The sequence below is a fragment of the bacterium genome (assembly GCA_016703265.1).
Lineage (GTDB): Bacteria > Krumholzibacteriota > Krumholzibacteriia > LZORAL124-64-63 > LZORAL124-64-63 > CAINDZ01.
The window spans coordinates 78,831-102,789 of sequence record JADJCK010000003.1 but is presented as its reverse complement, the minus strand read 5'-3'; the positions used below and the strand labels follow the sequence as shown (position 1 = coordinate 102,789).

The following is a 23,959-nucleotide window of genomic DNA, read 5'->3' as shown; positions in this document are numbered from 1 at the left end:
TTCAGCGCGAAAACAGCCCCGTCCAGCCGAGGATCAGCTGCAGCGACGTGCCCGAGGGCGCCGCGATGGAGGTGCTGACCAGGAACCGCTCGCCGTCGTGGGTGTCCATTTCGGTCGTGCCGCCCGGCAGCCGGAACAGCCGGTTCGGCCGTCCGGGCCTGACGTCGTCGCCGGCGAATTCGAGCGGTACGCTGATCAGGACATTCTGATCATCCACATACAGGATCTCGCGGCCGCCCCGGCCCCACAGCGACCTGCCTTCCGTACCCGTGGCCAGGGGCACGCGATGTCCCGGGACCGGGTACGAGTCGATGAAGATGTTGCTCAGTCCGTGGTCGAATACCTCGAACAGGATCCAGCGGCCGTCGGGCGAGAACCTGGCGTAGCGTTCGAAGCTGCGCGTGGTGAGATAGGGCGTCGGCGCGCCGCCGCCGAGGGGTACCGTCCACAGGTCCCAACTGGTCTCGCCGCCGCCGCTGTCGGACCGGCTGATGACCGCGACCAGGAGTGACTGGCCGTCGGGTGCCCAGTCCGCCACTTCCTGGAAAACGGCATCGAGCGTGCGCACGCTATCGACCGCGCCGCTCCCGCCGGCGTTCATCAGGATGATGCCGGAACGTCCCTGGTTCATGGCGTCGAACGCCAGTCGGCGACCGTCGGGCGACCAGGCGGTCGCCAGCGGCCAGGACATGTCGTTGCTCAGCCGCGAAGCGACGTTCCTTTCGAGATCAACCTGCCAGAGTTGGCGGCCGTTGGCCACCGATGCGAGGCGGCCGTCGTGCGAAAGCGAACCGAGGCTCCAATGACCGTCCGGAATGGCCACAACGCCGAGCGAGGCGCCTGCGCGGTCGAGCCACTCCAGCCGCGCGAAGGGAAGGCTGATTGCCGGAAACAGCAGGCGCTGGTCGCGTGAAGCCGTGGCCACCGGTTCGGCCGTAAAATCGGATTGCGGCGGCGCGGCGGCGATCGTGAACTTCCGCCGACCGGCTCCAGTCGCTTCAGGTCGAAGCGCCGGGCCGTCCCCTTGCGGTCCTGACGCACGCGAGATACCCCGGCTCGGCGTAGATGGGCGCGCAATCGCTGCGCATGACCAGCTTCCTGTCGCGGGACGACAGCGATCCGACGTAGATCGGAAAGCCGTCGGGGCCGGCCGGCAGCGCCGCGTACAGGAAATGCTCGCCGTCGGGAAGGAAATGCGGGAATCGATGCGCGGTCTCCCGGAGCGACTCGTCAAGCTCCGTGACCTGGGTGGTCGCGCCGCCTCCGGCCGCGATACTCAGGATCGGACCGGTCGCGTTCGGGGCGAAGACGATGTTGCCGCGGCTGCCCCAGCTGGCGCCGCGTCCCCAGACCGCGTCGCACAATCGCGTGGAAGGACCGCCGCCAGCATCGACGCGGAACAGGCCGTTCACATTCTGGCGGAAGTGCACGAACGCCCGGCTGTCGGGTGACCACGAGGGGAAGAAGCCCTGCTCCGTTTCGGGCAGGTCGCGAAGGGCTGCCGTCTTCAGGTCCCACAGCCACAGGCGCCGTTCGCCGGTGTCGCGTGCGCCCGAGGCAACGACCCAGCGACCATCGGGCGAGATGGCACTGTCCGACCAGAACGAGGTCAGGCGCAGGTTGGGCGGCACCGGCACCTGCACCGAAAGCACGGCCGACGGCTTCGAGCGAAGTTCCCGGACCGAAATGATGATGGCCGCCAGGCCCAGAACACCCGCGAGAAGGGGCAGAGCCAGAAGCAGCAAACGACGGCGGGATCGTGCGTGCGTGCTCCCGGTGATTGCGGGGGCGCCCAGTCGCGAACCGCCCTCGCCGGCCCACTGCAATTGCAGTTTCACATCGTGCGCGCTCTGCACGCGGTCGGCCGGGTCCTTGGCCAGGCAGGCGCTCACCAGGCGGTCGAGCTCCGGCGGGCTCAGGGGTGCATTCTGCGACACCGGCGGCGGCTGGGTGGTCATGATCGCCGAGATGAGCGTGGCCTGGCTGCGTCCCTCGAACGCGCGCTTGCCGGTCGCCATCTCGTACAGCACGCAGCCGAGGGCCCAAAGGTCGCTGCGCGCGTCGGCGTCGACGCCCTCGAGCTGCTCGGGCGACATGTACTGGAAGGTGCCGAGGATGGTGCCTTCGGCCGTCAGTGGTGCCGCCATCGTCGGCGAGTGCGTCATCGTCGCCATGGACGCGCTGCCCGGCGGGCCGGTCAGGCCGGTGGCGCGCGCCAGGCCGAAGTCCATCAGCTTGGCACCGGATTTCGTCAACATCACGTTGCCGGGCTTCAGGTCGCGGTGGATGACGCCGGCGCGGTGGGCGCGGTCCAGCGCATCGGCGATCTGGGCGCCGATCCGCAGCACGTCGGCGACCGGCAGCGCGCCTTTCACCAGGCGCTGCGCCAGCGTCTCGCCATCGACCAGCTCCATCACCAGGTAGTCCGTGTCGCCTTCGCGACCGATGTCGTGCAGCGTGCAGATGTGGTGGTGGTTGAGCGACGAGATCGTCTTCGCCTCGCGCTCGAAGCGGGCGCGTATCTCGGGGTTCGCCGTCAGGTGCTGCGGCAGCACCTTGACCGCGACCTCGCGGCCCAGGCGCGTGTCCTTCGCGCGGTAGACCTCGCCCATGCCGCCGGCGCCGAGAGGGGCGACGATCTCGTAGGGGCCGAGGCGGGTGCCGGGAGTCAATGTCATGGCGCCTCCGTACCCTGCATCCAGTTCAGCACGACCGACAGGGACGGCGGCTCCGCCTGGCCGACCGCGATGGAGGCCAGGAATCGCTGGTGGTCCTCGCTCGGGGCCAGGTAGACGAGCCCCGGCGGGGACTGGAACAGCACGCGCGAAGCGCCCACCTGCAGGTAGTCGCCCATGCGCACGTCGATGGCGCGGACGGTGCCGTCGGGTTCCTGGACGAGGACCTCGCTGCCGTCGGCCGACCAGCTGACCGAACTGGTGGAGCTGAACGGTATGACCCCGTTCGTGGTGAGCTGCTGGCGACCTGCCGCCACGGGAAAGGCCTGGGCGTAGATCTGGTCGCGTCCCGACTCGTCGGAGCGATAGGCGACCCAGCGGCCGTCCGGTGAGATCCAGCCTCCCCCTTCATTGGCGCGCGACCGCGCGACCGGCACGGGCCGGCGCTCGCCCTCGAGCGGGACCATCCAGACGTCCCAGCCTGTCTCCGGGTCGGGTTGCTCGAAAAGGAGGTACTTCCCGTCCGGCGTCCAGTCGTGCACGTTCTTGAAGATGTTGTCCGAGCCGAAGGCCAGCTCCGGTTCCGTTGCCGGGTCCAGCGTCCTGACGAAGACGTCCTGCGGGCCGTTGGTATTGGAGCCGAAGGCGTACTGCCGTCCGTCGGGCGACCAGACGAACGACAGGAGGAAGTTCGACGGCGCCGCAGGCAGGCGGATCGAGGTGCCGCGGGCCAGGTCGAGCAGGAGCATCTCCATTTCCGTCGGCGCAATGCGCCGGCCCACCACGGCGTGCCGTCCGTCCGGTGCAACGGCCATTTCCTCGTAGCGTCCCGCTGCCGCGGGCACGGTGGCCAGACGACGTCCGGAGCGGTCCAGCAGGACGAGCACCGTGTTCGACAGCACGCCGTTCGGATGCGACAGGACGCCGCTGCTGGAGATCGAGAGGGCGCTTGCACCGTCGTAGCCCTTGACGATCGGCGCTTCCCCGACGGTGATCGGCTTGCCGGTCAGCTTCAGGCTCCGCGCGTCGAACGGCTGGGCCAGCAGGCGCCCGTTGCGGGAAAGCAGCAGGTATCCGGGCGGGGCGTAGAGCACCGCACCGTCGGAGTTGGTCAACAGGGTCCGTTCCGTGGAGCCGAGCGAGCCCAGGTGGATCTCATAGCCGTTCTGGCGGACGGGCAGGACCACGAACGTGAAGTGCCGTCCGTCCGGCAGGAACTCCGGGAAACGGAAGGCGGTCTCCTTGCGGGCGGCGTCCGGCTTGAGGATCTCCACAGCCTCGCCGCCGTCGGCGGATACGCGCCAGAGCGCTCCCGCGGCCGACGGAGAAAAGATGATGTCACCTCCCGGGCCCCAGCAGGCTCCGCGTGGGTCGGGCACGGCGCAGATCACTTCGGGCGAACCGCCAGCGATTGCCACCTTCTTCATCCGGCCGTCGCTGAAGAAGCCGAGCCGGCGGCTGTCCGGTGACCAGAACGGGATGAGTGCGTTCTCGGTGCCGGCCAGCGGCCGCGCAGTCAGACCCGCCAGTTCGCGCAGCCACAGGCTCGAGCGTCCGCTTGAATCCGCCGCGGTAAAGACCAGCCAGCGCCCGTCCGGTGAAATCGCCGAGGCGTTGGCGCTGTCACTGAGGAGCAGTCCTGCCGGCGCCGTCACGGCGAAGCGCATCGGCGGCGCCGGAAGTTCCTTTCCGCCGAACCGTGGAACCACGAACGCCGCCAGCGCCGCCAGCACGGCGATCCCGGCCACCAGCCAGGGCCAGCGGCTGGATCCATGTCGTGTTTCCGGAGCTCCCGTGGCACCTGCCGCAGTGATGTCCTGGCTACCGGTCGCCAGCCACTTCAACTCCCGACCCAGGTCGCCCGCGTTCTGCCACCGTTCGTCAGGATCCTTCGCCAGGCACTGCCGGACGATGCGTTCGAGGGTCGGCGGCGTCAGCGGCGCCAGCGACGGTAACGGGGGCGGCGTCGACGACATGATCGCGGTGATCAGGCTCGCCTGGCTGGCGCCCTCGAACGGACGCTTGCCGGTCGCCATCTCATAGAGGACGCAGCCGAGCGACCAGAGGTCGGCGCGGGCGTCGGTCTCCTTGCCCTCCAGTTGCTCGGGCGCCATGTAGGCGAGCGTGCCGATGATCATCCCGTTGGTCGTCAGGGGCGAGGTCATCGTCGGCATGTTCGTCAGGGTGCCGGCGCTGCCGGCGGCATCGGCCGGCCGTGACGCCGCCGCCAGTCCGAAATCCAGCAGCTTGGCGCCGGTCTTCGTCAGCATGACGTTGCCCGGCTTGAGGTCGCGGTGCACCACGCCGGCCCGGTGGGCCCGGTTTAGGGCGTCGGCGACCTGGCCGCCGATGCGCAGCACGTCGGCAAGCGGCAGGGCACCGCGCGTCAGGCGCTCGGCCAGGGTTTCGCCGTCGACCAGCTCCATGACCAGGTAGTCGGTGTCGCCTTCGCGCCCGACGTCGTGCAGCGTGCAGATGTGGGGGTGGTTGAGCGAGGAGACGGCGCGGGCCTCGCGCTCGAAGCGCGCGCGCACCTCGGCGCTGGCCGACAGGTGCGAGGGCAGCACCTTGACCGCGACGTCGCGGCCCAGGCGCGTGTCCTTCGCGCGGTAGACCTCGCCCATGCCGCCGGCGCCGAGGGGGGCGACGATCTCGTAGGGGCCAAGGCGGGTGCCGGCGGCGAGCGCCATCGTGTCCTCCAGGAACCGGGGAAGGTGCCGGGGGCGGCCGGCGGCGATCGAAACATGATAAAATTATTCCGAATTCATTACAACCATATAACGATATTGAGACTCGATTCGGGTAAGCAGCCGCTTGACACTCCCTGCCCGCGCCGCGATGCTCGGCCCGCGGTCCTGATCCCACGATGAGTGAACACGCCCCGGCCCTGCAGGGCACGGCCGGGTAACGGTGATATCGAGCGCCATGCGAATTCCTGCCACCTGCCTGGTCGTCGCCATCCTGGCTGCGCTTCCGGCGCCGGCGCTGACGGCGGACGCCGCGCTTCGGCGACTGCCGATCCCCGTCGATGCCATCCGGGCCGAAGACGGTCGCTGCTTCATCGCTGTCCTCGATTTCGGCGAACAGGGCGACAACGACCCCGCAAACAGTTCCGGCCTGGTACTCCTGGAAGACGGTGTGCCGCTCGGGCCGGCCCATTCACCGCACGCGGACATCAGGGCGGTGGGCGCAGGGCGTTACTCGCACTGGACGCGGACCTTGCTCTACTTCTCTTCCTCCGACGGCAGCGATCCGCGCACCAACGAACGCCTGTACGAGGTGGCCTCGACCAACCCGCTCAGCCTGCTGCCGGGCCTGCCGGAGATCCCGTCGGTATCGCGCGAACATGTGCAAGTGGTCACGGAACCGGGCCAGGCCTGGGTCGTGCCGATGGCCGGCACGCTCGACATGGAGAACACCCGCATTGTCTCGACGTCCACCTGCCGCGTCGGGTTCCAGCCGAACGTCGAGCTCGTGATCGCCAATACGGGCGACACGCCCGTGGTCAACCCGCGCCTCGTCGTCAACGGGCGCGGCGACTGGCACGATTTCGCGGGCCTGCTCGCCGAATGGACGCGCGGAGCCCGTGACGACCGCGAGAAGGCCATGCTCCTCTGGGAGAACATGCGCCGGCACACGTACCACCTCGAGCCCCTGTTCGACCACGACATCCAGCACGACCCGGTTCGCCTGTTCAACATTTTCGGTTTCAGCCTCTGTGACGACGCCGGGGCGGCGGCCAATGCGCTGTTCCTGGGCGCCGGCCTGGACGGTTCCGCCTGCCGCGCGATGGACGGCCACGTGCAGGCCGAGGCGATGGTGGACAGGCGCCTGCAGTTCCTCGACGTCGACATGGACTGCTTCTACCTGGATCGCGAGAACGAGCGCCCGGTCGGCGGCGATGAACTGGCGCGCGACCACGATCTCGTCCGTCGCGAGCTCAACTACGGCCCGGTGGCGGGCAGCTACCGGCCAAGCGACGAGCTCGCGGCGCTGTTCGGAGCCGATGACACGCGGTTCACGAGCGATGTCCGCGGGCACACGATGGACTACACGCTGCGGCCCGGCGAGCGCGTCGTCTTCCGCTGGGACCACATCGGCAAGTACGCGGCCCAGGACAGCGCGCACGCCCACCGGCCTCCGTATTTCGGGAACTCGCGCTTCGAGTATTCGCCGCGGCTGCGCGCGGCGGCGCTGGCGGCCGACGCGATCTCGTCCGGCGGCTGGCAGGACGATCCCGACGGCCCGGGATTGCGCGCCGTGGCTGCGGGTGCGCACGTCGAGTACGGCGTGGCGGTGCCGTGGCTCGTCTGCGGCGGGACACTGACGCTGAGGGTCGAGCGCGGCGACGTGGCGGCGCGATGCGCCGTGGAAATCGCGACCGGCGGGGCCTCGGATGTCGCCTGGCGAACGGTCTGGGAGAGCGAAGGGCCCGGCACGGTGCACGCCGTTGTTCCCCTGGACGCATCGCTGGCCGTGCGCTCCGACCCGCCGGAGTTCGGTTACCGGGTGCGCGTGTCGGTTTCCCGGCCGGGACCGGTGATCGAGGAGCTGGCGCTCGTCACCGACGTCATGGCCGCGCCGCTGTCGTTGCCGAGGCTGCAGGTGGGCGACAACAACGTGGTGTGGACCGACGAATCACCCGGCCCGCGGCACGTCACCGTCACGCAGCGCTGGCGCGAGACCGACGCCGTGCCCCTGCTGCCGCCGCCGCCGGCGCCGCTGTTGCCGCAGCCCGGCACAGCCGTGGCCGCCGACCGTATCGAGTACGCCTGGCCCGAGGTGCCCGGCGCCCGCCGCTACCGCCTGCAGGTGAGCCTGCGCCCGGACTTCGCCTGGCCGTACCGGCCGGGCCTTGACGTCGCCATCCCGACACCGGCGTGGACCGTGCCGTTCGACGGCATCTACAGCCCGGGCGTCACCTACTACTGGCGCGTGCGCTGCATGGGCGAGCGCGGCGCCTGGGGAGCGTGGAGCGATACCTGGACCTTCACGTGGGACGGCCCGCGGGTGCCGGTCGACGTTCGCGCGGCCGCGAAGGACGGGCGGGTGACCCTTCACTGGAAGCCGAATCCGCGCGGACCGCGTCCGGTGGCCTACGAGGTGTATGGCAGTGGGATCCGAGGTTTCACCATCTCGCGCGAGGAACAGGCCGAGTACGGGCTCGGCCCGCTGCCGCCCAACCTGCTGGCCCGTACGAGCGGAACTTCGCTCGAGGTTGTCGCGCCCGAGTTCGTGGGCGCCGCCGCGAGCGAGGTGTTCTATCGCGTTGTGGCGGTCGATGCCGCCGGCACGCGCAGCGGACCGTCGGACTACGCTGAATTGCCCCACCCGTACTTCTTCAGTGTCCCGGTGACGACGGCCGCGACCGGCGAGCGCTACGAGTACCGCCTGCGCAGCCTGGCCTCGATGGGGGACCTGCAGTTCCGCACGCTGCCCGACGGCAGCCAGGATCGCTCGTTCTCGGCCGGCGACCACCAGCGCTTCCGGCTCGTCTCGGCGCCGGCGTGGCTGGCCGTGGACGAGGAGAGCGGGCTCGTCTCCGGGACACCGCCGGCTGCCGGCCGGTATCACGTGGAGGCCGAGGCCTTCAATCGCTTCGGTGGCCGGGCGCGTCATGAATGGGTGATCGAGGTTGCGCCGGGTGCGGGGACTCCCGTCACCGGCACGGACGCGGCTGCGGCAGGCATGGACGGCCGGCCGGTCCGGCAGTAGACCCGCCGCGGGCGCAGGTTCCGTCGTTCAATCGGCAGGAGCCAGCGCCGCCTTCGGCGTTCGGTCGGCCCGCCACAATCCCCAGTGCTTCTCGACCTCGTCGGGGTGGGCGCCGCCCTTCCAGTTCTCGTCGAACGCCTCGAAGAAGAATACGGTGACCCGTGCTTCGGCGGCCCAGGCGCGCACCTCGTCGTGGAAGAGCTTCTGTTCCGCTTCGCCCAGCCGCCCCTTCATCAGGGTGGCCTGATCGCCCTCGGTGTGGCGCTGCGTGGCCCAGCCCGTCTCGCCGATGACGACGGTGCGGTCGGGGTGCAGCGCGGCGACTTCGTCCAGCTGTGCGCGCAACCAGGGCAAAGCCTCGTCCAGTTGCCGCCCGTTCCACAGCGGGTGCGCGTGCAGGGTGATGAAGTCGACCTCGGCGGCCACGGCCGCGCTTTCGGGCTTGTTCCAGAAGTTGAAATCGTCGGCGGTGGTCACCGGCACCTGCACCCGGTCGCGCGTTTCCCGCAGCGCCGCGAGCAGCACTTCGGGCGCGCAGCGGTGCGCCGACCACGAGACCTGCGTTTCGTTGCCGACGCAGACGGCCGCGACGAGTTCGGGATAGGCGGCGGCCAGGCGCGCCGCCGCCTCGATCTCGGCGCGATTGCCGGCGGTGTCGGCCGGCGAGACCCAGGCGCCCAGCATCACCTTCAGGTCCAGGCTGTCGGCGCGGATGATCGCGAGCATGGTCTCGGCCGGGCCGCGCGACCCGTAGACGCGCACCAGCTTCCAGTGCGCAGCCAGCAGGTGCAGGTCCTCGCGGAGCTCGGCCGCCGACGGCGCCGGGCCGTCCGGCCGCTGGCCGTCACGATGCGGACCGTAGCAGACGGCGTGTACGGGCAGGTCGGCGCCGCCGCGGGCTGCCGGCAGCAGCCCCGGGGCGGCCAGGGTCACGGTCGCGGCGAGCGTTGCCGCAAGCAACGCGAACGCGCAGGCGGAGAGCAGGCCCACACGAGGACGCATCGGATCAACCTCCGGTAACCTCGCCGGCCCGGCCGCGGCGCCGCTCCAGCTCGCTGCGCACTTCGTAGGCGCGCGCCTCGGTGATCGGGAAGGTGGCCACCGCCCAGATGGCCAGCGCCGAACAGAGGACGGGCACGCCGGCATCGAACAGCCGCAGCAGGGTGATTGTGTGCGCGGACTGGTTGCCGCCCAGGGCCACGTTGAAGCCGGACGCATTGAGCATGTAGCCGCCGCCGGCCAGCGCCGCCGACATCCCCAGCTTGACCATGAACCAGAAGATGGAGCCGAACATGCCCTCGCGCCGCTGGTGCGTCTGGAGTTCGTCGGCATCGACCACGTCGGCGATCATCGAAGGCACCAGCGTGAACAGCCCGCCCAGGCTGAAGGCCAGCAGCGGGGCCGGCAGCACCACCAGCCAGGGAATCTCCGGGTTGTAGCAGACCCACTTGAGCGCGTAGCCGACCATCGCCACGCTGGTCGAGACGAAGAACGCCTGTCGCTTGCCGATGCGCGTGCCGAGCCAGGCGACGAAGGCCACCACGGCGAAGTTGGCGAAGCCGCCGATCGTGCCCGCGAGCCCCGGCCCAGCGCGCGCCCAGCTCCTGGTCGCCGCCGCAGACGTAGTAGATGATCACATAGCTCTGGAACGACGCGATCAGCATGAAGCCGTTGAAGAGCAGGAACGTGGCGGCGCTCAGTTTCAGGAACGGGCCCGACGACATCGTGATTCGGAACCCGCGCAGGAATTCGACGACGTTGCGGCGGAGCGCGCCGCCCTTTTCGGCCGGTTCGCGGCGCTCGGAGGCCTCGGCCGCAGCGACTCCCGCCATCCGTTCGCGCAGGACGATTGCCGGCAGGATGCCCAGCCCCGCCACGACCACAGCCAGGACGATAGCGAGCCCCGCCGCGCCGGCGATCTGGTCCCGGAAGAACCCCTTGTAGGTCATGATCCACAGGAACCAGGGCGAGACCATGAAGGCCGTCTGCCCGATGAAGTTCTGCGTGCCCATCAGGCGCGTGCGCTCATGGTAGTCGGGCGTCAGTTCGTAGCCGAGGGCCACCCAGGGCGTGGCGAACATCGTGTACGCCGCGTAGAACAGGATCGAGCCGACCAGAAAGTACCAGAAGTAGAACATCTCGCTGTGCCCGCGCGGCAGCTGCCACAACAGGGCGAACAGGACCGCCGTCAGCAGGGCGCCGACGAAGATGTACGGACGCCGCCGGCCCCAGCGCGAGCGCGTGCCGTCGCTGATGAAGCCCATGATCGGGTCGGTCAGCGCGTCGGTGAAGCGGGGGATGGCGCCCAGCAGGCCGACCAGGGCCGGGTTCATCCCGAAACCGAGGTTCAGCACGATCATCATGCCGCCGCTGGCGGCGCCCAGCAGGTTGTTGACGAAGGCCCCCGTGCCGTAGGCGACACGCTGGCCGATGCTGATGCGGTCCTCGGGGGCCGTGGTGGTGTGCGGAGCGGCGTTCATGCAGTCCTCCGGCTGGAGTTCCGTTGCGGCGAGGTCCTACCGGACCAGCGTTGCCTCGATGGTCTCGGCGAAATCACGGCCGCGCAGCTGCATCAGGTAGACGCCCGATGCTGCGGCCAGGCCCCGCTCGTCGCAGCCGTCCCACTCCGCCACGTGCTCGCCGGCCGGCAGGGAGCCGCTGACCAGCGTGCGCAGGCGGCGGCCCGAGAGGTCGTAGACGTCGAGCGTCACCTCGCCCGGGCGCGACAGGGAGAAGCGCAACGTGGTGCGCGGGTTGAACGGGTTCGGCGTGGCGCCGTACAGGCGGCCGGCCGGTGCCGCCGGCAGGCCCGGGGCCACCACGTCGTCCACGCCGGCGACGGCGCCCTCGGGATAGAAGCGGAAGCTGCTGAAGACGACTTCCTGCGGGGCGGTCGGCGTGCCGTCGAGCTTCCAGAGGTTCAGGTGCAGGCGCGGCGCCTCGGGCCGCGGGACGTGCGGGCCGGAGTAGGTCCACGAGTTCACCAGGGTGGCCGGCGATTCGTCGCCGGGGCCGCCGCGCCAGACGCGGTACTCGACCTTGTTCCTCGACCAGCGCATGGCGTGGCTGACGGTCTCGCCGTCGGCGAACGCGACGGGAAAGCGCGTGATGTTGCCCGGGTAGTCGTAGGGCTGGGCCACGAACTGGGCGATGTCCTGCGCGGGGTTGCCCCAGCGGCTGTACTCGATGTCGACCTCGTTGAAGGCGTTCCACCACAGGTAGCCGTCGCTCCAGCAGGGGCCGTACTCCCAGAGGAACATGCCCAGGATGACCTGCGGGTCGAGAACATCCAGGCGGCCGACCGTCGTCAGGATGTAGTCGCCGTAGCCGAGCGCGTCCTGCGTGGCCACCTCGGTGGCGTTCCAGGTGGCGCCGAACTGCTTCATCGTCAGGTGCAGGTTGCCGGAGGCGTCGACCCAGACGCGATTGGGCTGGTTGCTGAAGTAGTTCGTGCCGGGGCCGTACCAGCCGGGGCCCTTGACGCGCCACGTGCGGCCACTGAACGAGAGCGTGGTGCCGCCGGGGAAATCGTTCCATTGCTGCTGGGCGAGCGTCGGCGGCGTGGTGCTGCCGAACGTGACCTGGTCGAAATAGGCGTCGGGCGTGGCGCTGCCGGGGGCCTGCAGCAGGCCCACCACCAGGCGCGCCTTGACCGTGCCCGCGGGCGCGGCGGAACTCACCAGCGAGAACGGCACCCACGTGTCGACGGGCGTTGCGGCCGTGGCGACGTTGAATGTGTCGTAGCTGATCAGGACGTCGGCGGCGTCGCGCCATTCCACATTCACCAGCGCCACGTTCTGTCCGGTGAGCGGCTTGAAGACGGGGTGCCGCACGTGGCCGGTGATTTCCCACGTCTCGCCGGGCGCGCAGTCCTGGGCCTGCCAGAAGCCGGAGAGGTCCCAGCCGCCCAGATTGGCGCCGATCAGGCGCGCGGCGCGCTGGCCGTGGTCGGCGATGGTGGTGGAGCCGGTGCGGCCGAACTGGTTCCAGCCGCCGAAGACGGCGCCGCCGGAACCGAGGATCTCGAAGCTGGGATTGGCCACGATGCACTGCGCCGCCACGGGGGCGGCGCCGAACAGGCCGGACAGTGCGGCAGTCGCCGCGCAGGCGGCGAGGAAGCGACGGGATGTCATCAACGGCTCCGGTCCCGGTGCGAGGGGCCGGCGGCCCGGGGCGGACGCCCGGTTGCGGCCAGCAGCGTGTGCTCGGGAATGCCGACCTCAAGATGACTCAGGCGGCCGCTTCTGGCCAGCAGTTCGGCGCCGACTGCCGCCGGCAGCGTGTCGCCGGCCACGATCTCGTCGGAGCCGTCGGCGTTCACGACACGGATGCTGGCCGCGCCTTCCTCGCGCCGGTAGATCACCGGCACCTGGCAGCAGGTGAAGGCCAGGCTGCCGGGCGCCAGGGGCAGCGCGAACTCGTCACCGTCCACGTCGAAGCAGCGGAAGACCGCCGGTGTTTCCAGGAACTCGTCGGCGCGCAGCAACAGCGGATGGAAGCGCACGAGGCCGTCCTCGATCCTGACACCCAGTTCGCCCATGCGGGTGAGGATCTCCTCCTTCACCTGCCCGGTCATGCCCGGCTGGCGCGCGCCGCCGTCGGGAGGCGTGTGCGAATAGGGATCGGCGGGGAAGGCGCCGTACTCGCTCACGCTCTTCTCGAAGCCCAGACCCGCGCGGATGCGGAAGTACATCGCCGCCAGGTCGGCCTGGATGGCGGGTCTCACACCCTGGCGCTCGGCGCGCAGGATCACTTCCTGTGTCGCCACCAGCAGCTTGGCCACCATGTGCCAGTAGATGCAGCCCAGGCCCTCGTAGCCGTACATGGCGCCCGAGCGGCCGGTGTAGGCCTTGTGGCGGAACACCGACTCGAACAGCTCGTGGACGGCGGCGCGGTCGGCGGCGACGGCCGCGGACCAGCGACGCTGGCCGGCCAGCGCGTCCAGCGTTGCGTCCACGTCGCGGGCATTGCCCAGGCAGCCGCAGAAGCGCAGGACGCCATCGGCATCGCGGTCGAGCAGCAACGTGTCGCCGGCCGCCAGCAGGTCGCGCACCAGGCCGATGCCCATGGCCTGGGCCTCAGGCACGGCGTTGCGCGCGAGATAGCCGGGCAGTTCCCGCGCGGGATAGAGCAGGAAGCTGTGCTGGTCGGCGCGGTAGAGCGTACTGTCGAACAGGCGATCGAGGATGCCGAGGCTCTCGGACGGGTCCAGCACGCCGGCGCTGAGCACGGCAACCTGGCCCTCGAGCATTTCCGGCAGGCGCCCGATGCGCGCACTGTCGCCGTCGAGATCGAGCAGGTTGTAGGCGTGGTAGAGGCCGTCGTCGCGCCGGTTGGCGGCGATGCCGTGGTCCACGTGGCGCAGCGCCGTGCGGCACATGGCCGCGAGGTGGGCCACAGGCACCTCGGTGGTGCCCGAGAAGCCGCCGGCGTAGACGGCCGCGCGGTAGGCGCCGAACGCCGTGCCCAGGCGGTCGAGCAGGCGCCGACGGTCAACGTCGGCCATCGGGGTCGCGGCCAGCGCTTCGAGTTCCTCGACAAGGATGCCGTCGACGCCGCGGAACCATTCCGCGACCTCGGTCGACAGCGGCAATACGGCGCAGTCGCTGCGCTCGAACAGGCCGCCCAGGAAGGCCAGGTAGCGGCGCAGGTAGCACAACGTGACCATCGAGACGGCGCCGCCGCCGAGGGCGTTGTTGGCGTCGTTCCACTCGGGGCGCTGCGTGTTCATCCAGATGCCGGCTTCCGGCACCAGGTTCGACAGCTTGGAGAGCACCGGCACCAGCAGCTTCTCGGCCAGGTTGGCGTGGTACACGCCGCCGTTGCCGTCGGTCAGCAGCTTGCCGTCGGTGCCTTTGGCCGCCACGCGGGCGGCGATGCGCTGGTCCAGTTCGTTGTCGAAGACGATGGTGTCGCGCGGGTCGGCCACGATCTCGGCGTACGGACGCAGCCGGTACGGCACCTCGGCATAGCTGAAGACGGCTTCGCCCAGCATGCCCGTGAGCGTGCCCGGGTCCACGCGGTCGAGCGCCTCGAGCAGCTTCAGCAGGTAGACCAGCTGGTGGTCGCCCCAGTAGCCGATGTTGCTCCAGGGATCGTCGGGAGCGGCCGTTTCCCAGTCCACCCCGTCGCGCGTGATGCGGTAGGGGTTGAAGCCGTCCACCGTCGAGGCGTTGACGAACTTGGCGACCAGGCCCGGCAGGAAGCCGGGGAACGAGGCGGACAGCGCCTCCCAGTTCTGGAAGATGTCGCGCCAGTTGCCTTCGTAGTTCAGTTCGCGCTCGCCGCCGGCGCCGCGCGTACGGATCGAGAAGCGGTTCCAGGGGCGGCTCGGGTCGCCGTGGCGCCGCCCGAAGTAGAGCGGCAGGTACTCGTGGCAGAGACGGACGAAGTCGGCGTCGCCGGTGGCCAATGCGGCCTTGCGCAGTTCGGGTGCCGTGAGAGTCGTCGGCAGGGCCACGAGCAGTTCGCGGTGGCGTGCGGCCACGGCCGCCTGGCGCACGTCGAGGAAGCGGACGAAGTCGTCGACGGGCACCTCGTGGCTCCGCCAGAACACGCCGCCGCGCATGTTGTTGAACAGTACGTTGGCGAAGTGGTGCGTCCACGCCTCGCGGCGCGCGGTCAGCTGGATGCCGTCGGCGCTGCCCACGTTGCGGCGCAGGTTCTCGCGCCCCGCGGCGATGGCCGCTTCCAGCGTGTCGCCAAGTTCGGATGCGCCAAGTTCGGATGCGCCTTCGGGCGCGCGCCGCAGCCGGTCGCGCAGCGCCGCCACCTGCACGTGGTCGCGACCGGTGTCGCCGACCAGCCGCCAGGTTTGCGCCGTGCCGGACGCCAGCTCGGCGTCGAAGCTGACCAGGTAGTTGCCGCGCGCGCCGCACAGGACCGCGTCCTGGGCCGGCAGGCGGCCCTGGCGGAAGGCGGTGACGGCGGCGGCCGACAGGTGCACGCGGAACGATTCCGGGCCGCAGCACCAGACGGTATTGGCCCGCAGCGATTCCAGCGCCTCGGCGCGATCGGTGATGCCGGCGGTGAGGCAGAAGATGCCCAGCCCGGTGCCGGCGTCGACCTCGCTGCGCTTGTAGGCGTCGACGAGATTGCTCGAGCGCTGGTGCAGCGCGAGCGGCGCCCCGTGGGGCAGCACGTTGCGCAGGCCGTCCAGCACGGTCACGCGCGCGGCGGTGGAACCCAGGTTCTCGAGAACGGCTGTGCGCACCCAGCCGAAGTCGTCGGCGGCGGCCCAGCTGTAGCGGAAGCTGAGTTCGAGGTCGTGGTCGATCTCAGTGAACGTCAGGCGGCTGCCGACGGCGTTCTTGGTGAGGAAGCGCTCGACGGCCGGGTCGTCGTCTCCGCCGGCGGCGAACGGTTCCCACAGGAGCGGCTCGGCCCCGGGCTGCTCGATGCGAATGAGCGTGACCGGGCCGGTGTGGTGGTGTGCGTCGTGCAGCTGGTCGACCGTCAGGTAGGGGAACAGCGCGCCGTCGGCATCGATGCGCCCGGCGGTGAGCCCGCCGCCCGAAGTGACGAACATCCACAGGTCGGTATCACTGGCCAGCGTCATCAGGAACGCGGGCAGGTGGTGGTACCCCGCGATGCGGGTGCTTTCCTCGCCGTCGAGGACGACGAATGAGCCGGTGAGGGCCCCGATCTGCGGGGCCCTCGTTCCGGCTTTGGCGGGGTTCGGCGCCAGTCTGCCCTTCATTCCAGTAGCCTACTTCACCAGCACCATGCTGCGGGCGATGCGGGCGGTGTCGGTGGTCAGTACGTAGCGGTACTGGCCGGCCGGCACCGGCGTGCCGTCGTCGGCACGGCCGTCCCACATCACGAAGTGCTCGCCCGCGTCCAGCGCGCCCTGGCGCAGCACGGTCAGGCGACGGCCGGCCAGGTCGAACACGGCGACCTCGACATTCGACGCGCGCTCGAGCGCGAATTCGATGCGCGTGGCCGGGTTGAACGGGTTCGGGAAGTTCTGGCGCAGCTCGGCGCCCTGCGCCACCGAGGCGGTGGGCACGCCCGAGGTGTTGTCGAGGTGAAGGTCGACATTGTCGTAGAACATCGCCGACGGCTCGTAGAAGGTGGCGGTGTTCAGGAAGCCGATCTGGAAGATCTGGCCGACCAGGCTCGGGGTGATGACGAGCGACAGCGAGTAGTTCATCCAGGTGTCGGGGCTCGTCGTCAGGTCGACCGAGACGAAGTTGGTCAGCGCGTAGCCGGCCGCCGGGTTCAGCGTCTTGATGAACGCCTTGGCGGTGGAGTCGCCGGCCAGGTTGCCGCGCTTGGCGTCGAAGGCGAAGACCCAGGTGCTGCCGACGTCGCCGGCCACCACGAACTGCTCGCGGTAGACGTTCGACTCGATCAGGTTGCCGACGGCGTGGTCGATGTTGTTGTAGTCGCTGTAGACCGACAGCTGCTGGGCGCCCTGGTCGATGCCGCCCTGGTTCAGGTCGATGGCGCTGAAGGCGCCGCTGCCGTTGGGCGCGGGGAACGGGCCGTAGCCGTAGAGATAGACGTTCAGCGGGCTGAACACGTTGCCATACACCAGCCAGCCGTTGTCGGACAGGGCGGTGGCACTGACCTGGTTCAGCGACTCGAAATTCTGGCTGTAGGGGACCAGCGCAAGGCCGGCGGTGGGCAGCAAACCGATCAGCGCGGCGATCGCGGTGACCATCAGGACGGGACGACGCATGGTGTGACCTCTCTTCCGGTAGTTGGCAGCGCCTGGGCGGACAGAACCCTTGACAGGACCGCAAAGATCATACACTATGTTCGGCGTCCGAACAAAGGTTATTTTTGCGGATCGGACGGTCATGAACCAGACCCCATTCCCCGCCGGTTTCGTGTGGGGGGTCGCCACCAGCGCCCAGCAGACCGAAGGCGGCCGGTACGAGGGCGGCCGCGGTGAGTCGATCTGGGACCGGTTCGCCGCCCAGCCTGGACGGATTGCCGACGGCTCGACGCCCGACGTGACCTGCGACCATTTCCATCGCTGGCGCGAGGATATCGCGCTCATGCGCGGCCTGGGGCTGACCGGGTACCGGTTTTCCATCGCCTGGCCCCGGATTTTCCCCGCCGGGCGCGGGCCGCTGAACCTGGCCGGGCTCGATTTCTACGACGCCCTGGTCGACGGGATGCTCGAGGCGGGCCTCGAGCCCTTTCCGACTCTATATCATTGGGACCTGCCGCAGGCCCTTGGCGATGCCGGCGGCTGGGCCGAACGCGACACGGCGCGGGCCTTTGCCGACTATGCGGCGGTCGTGACCGCGCGGCTGGGCGACCGCGTGCGCCGCTGGACCACGCACAACGAGCCGTGGTGCGCGGCGGTACTCGGTTACGAGGAAGGGCACCATGCGCCGGGCCTGTGCGAGCCGGCCACCGGCCTGCGGGCCGCCCACCACCTGCTGCTGTCGCACGGCTGGGCCACGGCGGCCATCCGGGCCGAGGTTCCGAACGCCGAAGTCGGCATCGTCCTCATCCACAGCCCGGCCTACCCGGCCAGCGGGAGCCCGGCCGACGTGGACGCCGCCCGCTGGTTCGACGGCTTCTTCAACCGCTGGTACCTGGACCCGCTGTTCCGGGGCGCGTACCCGGCCGACGCCGTGGCCGATCGCGTGGCCCGCGGGCAACTGCCGGCCGGCGGGTTGCCGTTCGTGGAGCCGGGCGACCTGGAAGCCATCAGCGCGCCGCTCGATTTCCTGGGCGTGAACTACTACAGCCGCGCCATCATGCAGGCCGGTCCCGACGGCAAGCCCGTCTCGCTGCCGCCGGCGCCCGGCGTCGCCGCCACCGACATGGGCTGGGAAGTGTACGGCGACGGCCTGCGGGTGACGCTGGGCCGCATCTGGCGCGACTACGCGCCGAAGCGGATCTACATCACCGAGAACGGCGCCGCGTACGAGGACCCGCAGGGTCCGGACGGGCGCATCCGCGACGTGCGCCGTATCGACTACCTGCGCAGCCACCTGCTGGCGGCGCGGGCCGCCATCGACGAGGGCGTGCCCTTGCAGGGGTACTTCCTGTGGTCGCTGCTGGACAATTTCGAGTGGGGTTACGGTTTCCGGAAGAAGTTCGGTTTGTTTGCGGTCGACCCGCTGGATGGTCGACGCGTGCCGAAGGACAGCGCAGACTGGTATCGCGAGGTCGTGGCGGCCAACGCCGTTCACGATGCCCAGAAGGCCACCAGCCGAGGAGATTCCCGTGCATTCGATGACTGACCGGTCCGTCCGCCGCCTGGCCGTCCTGGCGGGGATCCTCATGCTGGCCATGGCCGGCATCGCCGCCGCCGCGGCCGCCCCGACCGCTCCGCTGCCGAAACTGGAAGTGATGACCGACGCCGGCGGCTCGCGCCTGCAGGTCGACGGCCACGACTTCATGGTGTTGGGCATGAACTGGGACTACGTGCCCATCGGCCAGAACTACAACTACAGCCTGTGGGTGCAGCCGGACAACGTGATCGCCGACGTGCTGGCGCGCGAAATGCCGCTGCTGCAGGCGATGGGCGTCAACACGATCCGCCAGTATGTGGGCGTGCCGCCGCGCTGGGTGCAGCACATCTACGAGAAGTACGGCATCTTCACCGTGCTCAACCACACGGTGGGCCGCTACGGCCTGACCATCGACGGCGCCTGGCTCCCGAACACCGACTACAGCGACCCGCGCGTGCGCTCGATGCTGAAGAGCGATCTGGCTGCCCTGGTGGAGGAGTACAAGAACACGCCGGGCGTGCTGATGTGGCTGCTGGGCAACGAGAACAACTACGGCCTGACCTGGAAGTCGGCCGAGACCGAGGCGCTGCCCGAGGGCGAGCGCCACGCCGCCCGCGCCGAGTACCTCTACTCGCTGTTCGGCGAGATCATCCGCGACATCAAGCAGCGCGACCCGAAGCACCTGGTGGCGATCGCCAACGGCGACCTGCAGTACATCGACCTGATCGCAAAGCACTGCCGTGAGATGGACGTCATGGGCTCGAACGTGTACCGCGGCATCTCGGCGCGCGACTTCTTCCAGGTCGTGAAAGACAAGCTGGGCGTGCCGGTGATCTTCACCGAGTTCGGCTCGGACGCCTTCAATGCGCGCACCAACCGCGAGGACCAGGCCATGCAGGCCCGCTACCTGCTGGGCCAGTGGCAGGAGATCTACGAGCAGTCGGCCGGCAAGGGCAGGGTGGGCAACGCCGCCGGCGGCCTGACCTTCCAGTGGAGCGACGGCTGGTGGAAGTTCATGCAGGAAAGCCGGCTGAACATCCACGACACGAACGCCTCGTGGCCCAACGGCGGCTACGCCGAGGACTTCCGCGACGGCGAGAACAACATGAACGAGGAGTGGTGGGGCATCACCGCCAAGGGGCAGCCCGACGCCAACGGCCTCTATGACATCTACCCTCGCGCGGCCTACTACGCGTTGCGCGACGCCTACATGCTGGATCCGTACGGCAAGGACACCGACGTGGCGGCCATCCGCCGGCACTTCGCGGGGATCCATGCCGGGGCTTCGGTGCTCGAGGCGCGTGGCGACGCGGCCGCCCTGCGCACCGACGCCCTGAGCAAGGTGCGCCTGGCCGGCCTGCGCATGGAGTTCGAGACCTACGCCACGGGCGCGAAGAACACGTCGACGCCGGAGAACGACCAGCCGGGCAGCTCGTATCCGGCCTTCCAGGGCTTCGACCACATGCAGTCGTTCTACACCGACTTCGAGGCCATGCCCTCGGACAACATCACCGGGCGGCTGTCGCTGAACATCCTGGGCCACGTGCCCCTGAATCCCATCGACGAGATTTTCTACGAGAACCGCGGCCGGCCGCAGCAGGTGCAGAATGCCGACGGCACGTCGTTCCGGATGGACTCGAACGAGCGCGTGAAGGTGTACCAGTCGTCCATCAGCTGGGATGACCGCTGGTTCATGCTCGACGGCTTCTACCGCACCGGTCACCTGCACTGGCAGTACGAGGGCGACTTCTTCGGCCTGTACCGCGACGCCTACTACGGCGAGAACATCGACATCTACAACGGCGAGGCGCCGGTCGGCTTCGAGATCACCGGCAAGCGCCAGCTGACCGGCCTGAAGGTGGCCTTCGGACCGCAGCTGTGGTGGGGCGCGAACCCGGCCATCCTGGTCAAGTACCAGCGTGCGTTCGCGGGCGCGCAGTGGACCGCGGTGTTCCACGAGGACTTCGCGCAGCAGAACCAGGTCGTCAGCTCGTCGGCCATCCCCGTGCGCACGACCCGCAAGGCGTCACTGCAGATGGTTCGCCGCGTGGGACCGTTCAACCTCGAGGCCGGTGCCCTGTGGTCGGGCCGGCCGCGCGTGGGCGACACGTTCCAGATCGTGGATGAGGATCTCGTGGATGCCCAGGTCGTCCTCGACCCGACGGATGTGCGCCAGGACACGGTGAAGCACGAGGATACCTTCGGCTTCAAGGGCAAGCTCACCTGGCAGCAGGGCCGCTGGAACTGGTACGGCCAGGGCGGCTGGATGGGCCTGGTTGCCGACGGCGGCCCGACGGCGATCCCGACCTTCACCGGCTGGGAGCTGAAGGACAGCGGCTCGGGCAACCAGGTCAATGCGCTGACCGGCGCGGCCTACACGATGGGCAACTGGCAGATCGGCCCGAACCTGCTCTGGCAGAAGCCGATCGTCGGCCCCATGCCCAACGGCGAGTACCTGGCCGGCACCGCCGGTCGCGTGCGCAACGTGATCGACGACCCGTTCGCCGTGCGCGGCAACCGCGAGACGACCGCCGGCGAGCTCATGCTGACCTACGACCCGACGCCCGCCACCTGGATGTGGGCCTGGGACAGCGACCAGCGCGAGGACGCGGACCTGGCGGCGAGCATCGGCCTTTCGGTGCGCCGCCACCACACCTCGGCCGACGGCGCCCTGTTCGTGGCGGCCGACGGCCAGGTCTACGGCTTCGCGGGCGCCTCGCCGGAGCGCGACCTGTGGGAGCTGAAGTGCCGCGTCGTCAACCGCGTGAGCGACTCGGCCCGCGCCGTCAGCCACGTCTACGTGGGCAACGCCGAGCCGAACGGCGACGACACGCGCCTGCTGCACCGCTTCGGTGCCGACACGCGCATCACCTGGCCCGCGATCGTGATGGCGGGCTACGTGAAGGTGAACGACTTCGGCCCCTACGACTACCACCGCGACTTCAACCTGACCTACCCGCTGCAGCTGATGGCCGACATCTCGACCACGCTGGGCTCGCCCCGCTGGTTCGACCTGCCGCAGACCCGCCTTGGCGTGCGCGCCATGTACCGCACGCTGGACCGCTATTCGGTGCGCTACGCGCCGGAGGGCGCGGCGGTGCCGCTGCCGAACGAGCAGTATCCGGAAGGGCTGGAGAAGGGCAACGAGTGGGAGATCAGGACGTACCTGCACCTGGCGATCTAGCAGCAAATCGAGTGTGGGCCCCCGTGCGAGCGGGGGCCTTTTTTTTCCAAGCTGGGCAGATCCATTACTGCGGCCCGCGTTCCTGGAGGCGTCTTCGGCGCTCGAGTATCGACTCGTATATCGAGGTGCCAGGCGTTCCGCCCGCTGCGCTATCCAATCCGCAGTGCATCTCATCAGATGCTCGTCGTCGACTCCGTCCCATCGCCAGAGTACAGGGTGTGGGCAACACCGCCGGGGTGCCCGTCCCAATGCCGAAGCGGATCAGACCACGGTCCCCTGGACCCGACGGAGATAGGCGGTGGAAATATCGACGCGGCGCACCACACCGAGCACGCGCGATCCGGGGTCATCACTGACGACGGTCAGGGCCATGCGATCACTTTCGGCGAACGCTTCCAGTGCCCGGTCGAGGGGATCGCCTGCCCGCAGGACCGGCAGGTTCGTGTTCATGAGGTCGGCGACCACGACCAGTTCGCCCAGTCCGGGCAGCCGCGAAGCGATATGGATCTCCTCGAGACTCACCATCCCCAGGTACCGGTCCTCGGCATCGGCCACCGGGAGGCCGAAGTGTTCAGCGCCCGACAGGCGATCGAGCGTGGCACCCAATCGGTCCCCGGGGCGCAGCGGGCGCACGTCCCGACCGCCCACGAGGAACTCCCCGACGCGCAGGCCGGCGAGGACCTCGCGCACGTAGTCGCCCTGGTGGGCTGGAGACATCGAGCGGCTGATCAGCTGCGAGTGGTACAGCGACTGCTCGTCGGAAAGCAGGAACGTGATGACGCAGACCCACAATGTCGGCAGGAGCAGGTGGTAGTCGCCGGTCATTTCACTGACGATGATCAGCGTGGAAACGGGCGTCTTGGCCGCGGCGGCGAAGAACCCGGCCATGCCGACGATGACGAATGCGGCCGGGTGCGGCGCCAGGGCCGGCCAGTAGTGGTACATGACCAGGCCCAGGGCGCCACCGCCACAGCCGCCGATCACCATCGAGGGGCCGAAGACCCCGCCTGACCCGCCGCTCCCGATCGTGAGGCTTGTCGTCAGGATCTTGCCGAGCGCAATCGTGAGCAGAACCAGTGCGAGGTGCAGGTCGGCGCCGCCCGGCGTTGCCATCGACAAGGCGCCCTGCAGCGCACCGTAGCCGAAGGAAAGCACGGCCAGTACCTGTTCATCCCCTGCCGAAGACGAAATACAGGATGAGACCGAGCGCCCCGGTGGCAAAGGCCCCGATTGCCGGCTTGAAGACGCGCGGCAGCGGCAGGCTCCGGAAGGCGTGGGACAGTCCGTAGAAACTGCGCGTGTACATCATGGCCAGGACTACCATGAAGAGCGCGAGCAGCAGGTACGCGACGAGCTGCCGCGGATCCCCGAAGGTCAGCGATGCGAGGATCTCCGGCGAGAGCGAGAAGAGCGGGGTCCAGCCGAAGACGATGCCGAACGTGCAATAGGCGGCCGTGCTGGCGAGCGCGGCCGGGACGATCACGTCCGATTCGAAATCCGCCGAGTTGTAGAGGATCTCGGCGGCGAACAGCGCGCCGGCCAGGGGCGCGCGGAAGATGGCGGCCACGCCGGCTCCGACACCGGCAGCCATCAGGATCCGGCGCTCGGTCGGATTCAACCGGAACAGGCCGCCGATGAGCGAGCCGAAGCCGGCGCCGATCTGGGCGATCGGGCCTTCGCGACCGCCGGAACCGCCCGTGCCGATCGTCAGGGCGCTGGCGACCAGCTTCACCAGGGGAACGCGCGGCCGGATGTAGCCCTGTCGATGATGAAAAGCGGCGATGGCGGCATCGGTGCCGTGCCCTTCGGCTTCCGGCGCCAGCTTGAAGACGAGGAATCCGCTGAGCAACCCGCCCAGCGTGGGGATCAGGAGCAGCAGCCAGGGCCTGAAGCGCGTCGACGTCGGTTCCCAGAACGGGGGCTCACCACCCGAATGCAGCGGGTGATAGCCCAGCACCTGATCGAGTGCCCCGTGAACAACGACCTGGCAGGCGCCGTAGAACACGATGGCGCCCAGCCCTGCCACCACGCCGACCACCAGCGCGAGCCCCAGCAGTCGCGCCTGCGGCCGAAGCCGACGCCGGCCCAGCTCCCAGAACTCCGGGAGCCAGCGAAGCGGATGTGAGGGGACCGGTGGTCCCGCTGCAGAAGAGTCGTTCATGAACCTGTCCGCGAAAGGATGCCGG

General features: G+C 69.4%; 12 protein-coding genes and 1 pseudogene. 3 read left to right on the top strand and 10 right to left on the bottom strand.

What is annotated here, in order from left to right:
• Window position 1 precedes the first annotated feature (1 nt).
• The 3 genes from IPG61_04765 to IPG61_04755 form a co-directional block, all read right to left on the bottom strand.
• Window positions 2-925, bottom strand: coding sequence for a PD40 domain-containing protein (locus IPG61_04765; GenBank protein MBK6733387.1), 924 nt, complete (start codon window positions 923-925; stop codon window positions 2-4).
• A gap of 73 nt (window positions 926-998) precedes the next feature.
• Entirely contained in the window at window positions 999-2,678 is a 1,680-nt protein-coding gene (locus tag IPG61_04760; protein ID MBK6733386.1) for a serine/threonine-protein kinase, read from the bottom strand.
• The gene (locus IPG61_04755; GenBank protein MBK6733385.1) at window positions 2,675-5,365 is read right to left on the bottom strand and encodes a protein kinase; all 2,691 of its coding nucleotides are present in this window, start codon (window positions 5,363-5,365) and stop codon (window positions 2,675-2,677) included. The genes IPG61_04760 and IPG61_04755 overlap by 4 nt, the downstream gene beginning before the upstream one ends.
• Window positions 5,366-5,600: 235 nt before the next feature.
• Between IPG61_04755 and IPG61_04750 the strand changes: the two genes are divergently transcribed.
• Window positions 5,601-8,390 carry a hypothetical protein gene (locus IPG61_04750; GenBank protein MBK6733384.1) on the top strand — a complete coding sequence of 930 codons (2,790 nt, stop codon included), beginning with the start codon at window positions 5,601-5,603 and terminating at the stop codon, window positions 8,388-8,390.
• A gap of 27 nt (window positions 8,391-8,417) precedes the next feature.
• Here IPG61_04750 and IPG61_04745 read toward each other — a convergent pair whose 3' ends face one another.
• The 5 genes and pseudogenes from IPG61_04745 to IPG61_04725 form a co-directional block, all read right to left on the bottom strand.
• Entirely contained in the window at window positions 8,418-9,392 is a 975-nt protein-coding gene (locus tag IPG61_04745; GenBank protein MBK6733383.1) for a glycosyl hydrolase family 17, read from the bottom strand.
• A gap of 4 nt (window positions 9,393-9,396) precedes the next feature.
• A pseudogene (locus tag IPG61_04740) lies at window positions 9,397-10,870 on the bottom strand (MFS transporter).
• Window positions 10,871-10,906: 36 nt separating this feature from the next.
• Entirely contained in the window at window positions 10,907-12,523 is a 1,617-nt protein-coding gene (locus IPG61_04735) for a T9SS type A sorting domain-containing protein (GenBank protein ID MBK6733382.1), read from the bottom strand.
• Window positions 12,523-16,089, bottom strand: a complete 3,567-nt coding sequence (locus IPG61_04730; protein MBK6733381.1) for a hypothetical protein — start codon at window positions 16,087-16,089, stop codon at window positions 12,523-12,525. The genes IPG61_04735 and IPG61_04730 overlap by 1 nt, the downstream gene beginning before the upstream one ends.
• Window positions 16,090-16,098: 9 nt before the next feature.
• The gene (locus tag IPG61_04725; protein ID MBK6733380.1) at window positions 16,099-17,073 is read right to left on the bottom strand and encodes a hypothetical protein; all 975 of its coding nucleotides are present in this window, start codon (window positions 17,071-17,073) and stop codon (window positions 16,099-16,101) included.
• A 121-nt stretch (window positions 17,074-17,194) separates the two neighbouring features.
• Between IPG61_04725 and IPG61_04720 the strand changes: the two genes are divergently transcribed.
• Together IPG61_04720 and IPG61_04715 are read left to right on the top strand one after the other, a co-directional pair.
• Window positions 17,195-18,598 carry a beta-glucosidase gene (locus IPG61_04720; protein MBK6733379.1) on the top strand — a complete coding sequence of 468 codons (1,404 nt, stop codon included), beginning with the start codon at window positions 17,195-17,197 and terminating at the stop codon, window positions 18,596-18,598.
• 49 nt (window positions 18,599-18,647) lie between these two features.
• On the top strand, window positions 18,648-21,773 hold the full coding sequence (locus IPG61_04715; protein ID MBK6733378.1) for a glycosidase: 3,126 nt from the start codon (window positions 18,648-18,650) through the stop codon (window positions 21,771-21,773).
• Between the two features lie 261 nt (window positions 21,774-22,034).
• Here the strand turns inward: IPG61_04715 and IPG61_04710 are convergent, their stop codons facing one another.
• Window positions 22,035-22,928, bottom strand: coding sequence for a chloride channel protein (locus tag IPG61_04710; protein MBK6733377.1), 894 nt, complete (start codon window positions 22,926-22,928; stop codon window positions 22,035-22,037).
• Window positions 22,929-22,941: 13 nt separating this feature from the next.
• Entirely contained in the window at window positions 22,942-23,934 is a 993-nt protein-coding gene (locus tag IPG61_04705) for a chloride channel protein (GenBank protein ID MBK6733376.1), read from the bottom strand.
• Window positions 23,935-23,959 lie beyond the last annotated feature (25 nt).

Bases quoted from the DNA above. Each gene is read 5' to 3' on its own strand.
- IPG61_04760 (MBK6733386.1), bottom strand. From the start codon at position 2,678: ATGACATTGACTCCCGGCACCCGCCTCGGCCCCTACGAGATCGTCGCC.
- IPG61_04755 (MBK6733385.1), bottom strand. From the start codon at position 5,365: ATGGCGCTCGCCGCCGGCACCCGCCTTGGCCCCTACGAGATCGTCGCC.
- IPG61_04750 (MBK6733384.1), top strand. From the start codon at position 5,601: ATGCGAATTCCTGCCACCTGCCTGGTCGTCGCCATCCTGGCTGCGCTT.
- IPG61_04745 (MBK6733383.1), bottom strand. From the start codon at position 9,392: ATGCGTCCTCGTGTGGGCCTGCTCTCCGCCTGCGCGTTCGCGTTGCTT.
- IPG61_04735 (MBK6733382.1), bottom strand. From the start codon at position 12,523: ATGACATCCCGTCGCTTCCTCGCCGCCTGCGCGGCGACTGCCGCACTG.
- IPG61_04730 (MBK6733381.1), bottom strand. From the start codon at position 16,089: ATGAAGGGCAGACTGGCGCCGAACCCCGCCAAAGCCGGAACGAGGGCC.
- IPG61_04725 (MBK6733380.1), bottom strand. From the start codon at position 17,073: ATGCGTCGTCCCGTCCTGATGGTCACCGCGATCGCCGCGCTGATCGGT.
- IPG61_04720 (MBK6733379.1), top strand. From the start codon at position 17,195: ATGAACCAGACCCCATTCCCCGCCGGTTTCGTGTGGGGGGTCGCCACC.
- IPG61_04715 (MBK6733378.1), top strand. From the start codon at position 18,648: ATGGCCGGCATCGCCGCCGCCGCGGCCGCCCCGACCGCTCCGCTGCCG.
- IPG61_04705 (MBK6733376.1), bottom strand. From the start codon at position 23,934: ATGAACGACTCTTCTGCAGCGGGACCACCGGTCCCCTCACATCCGCTT.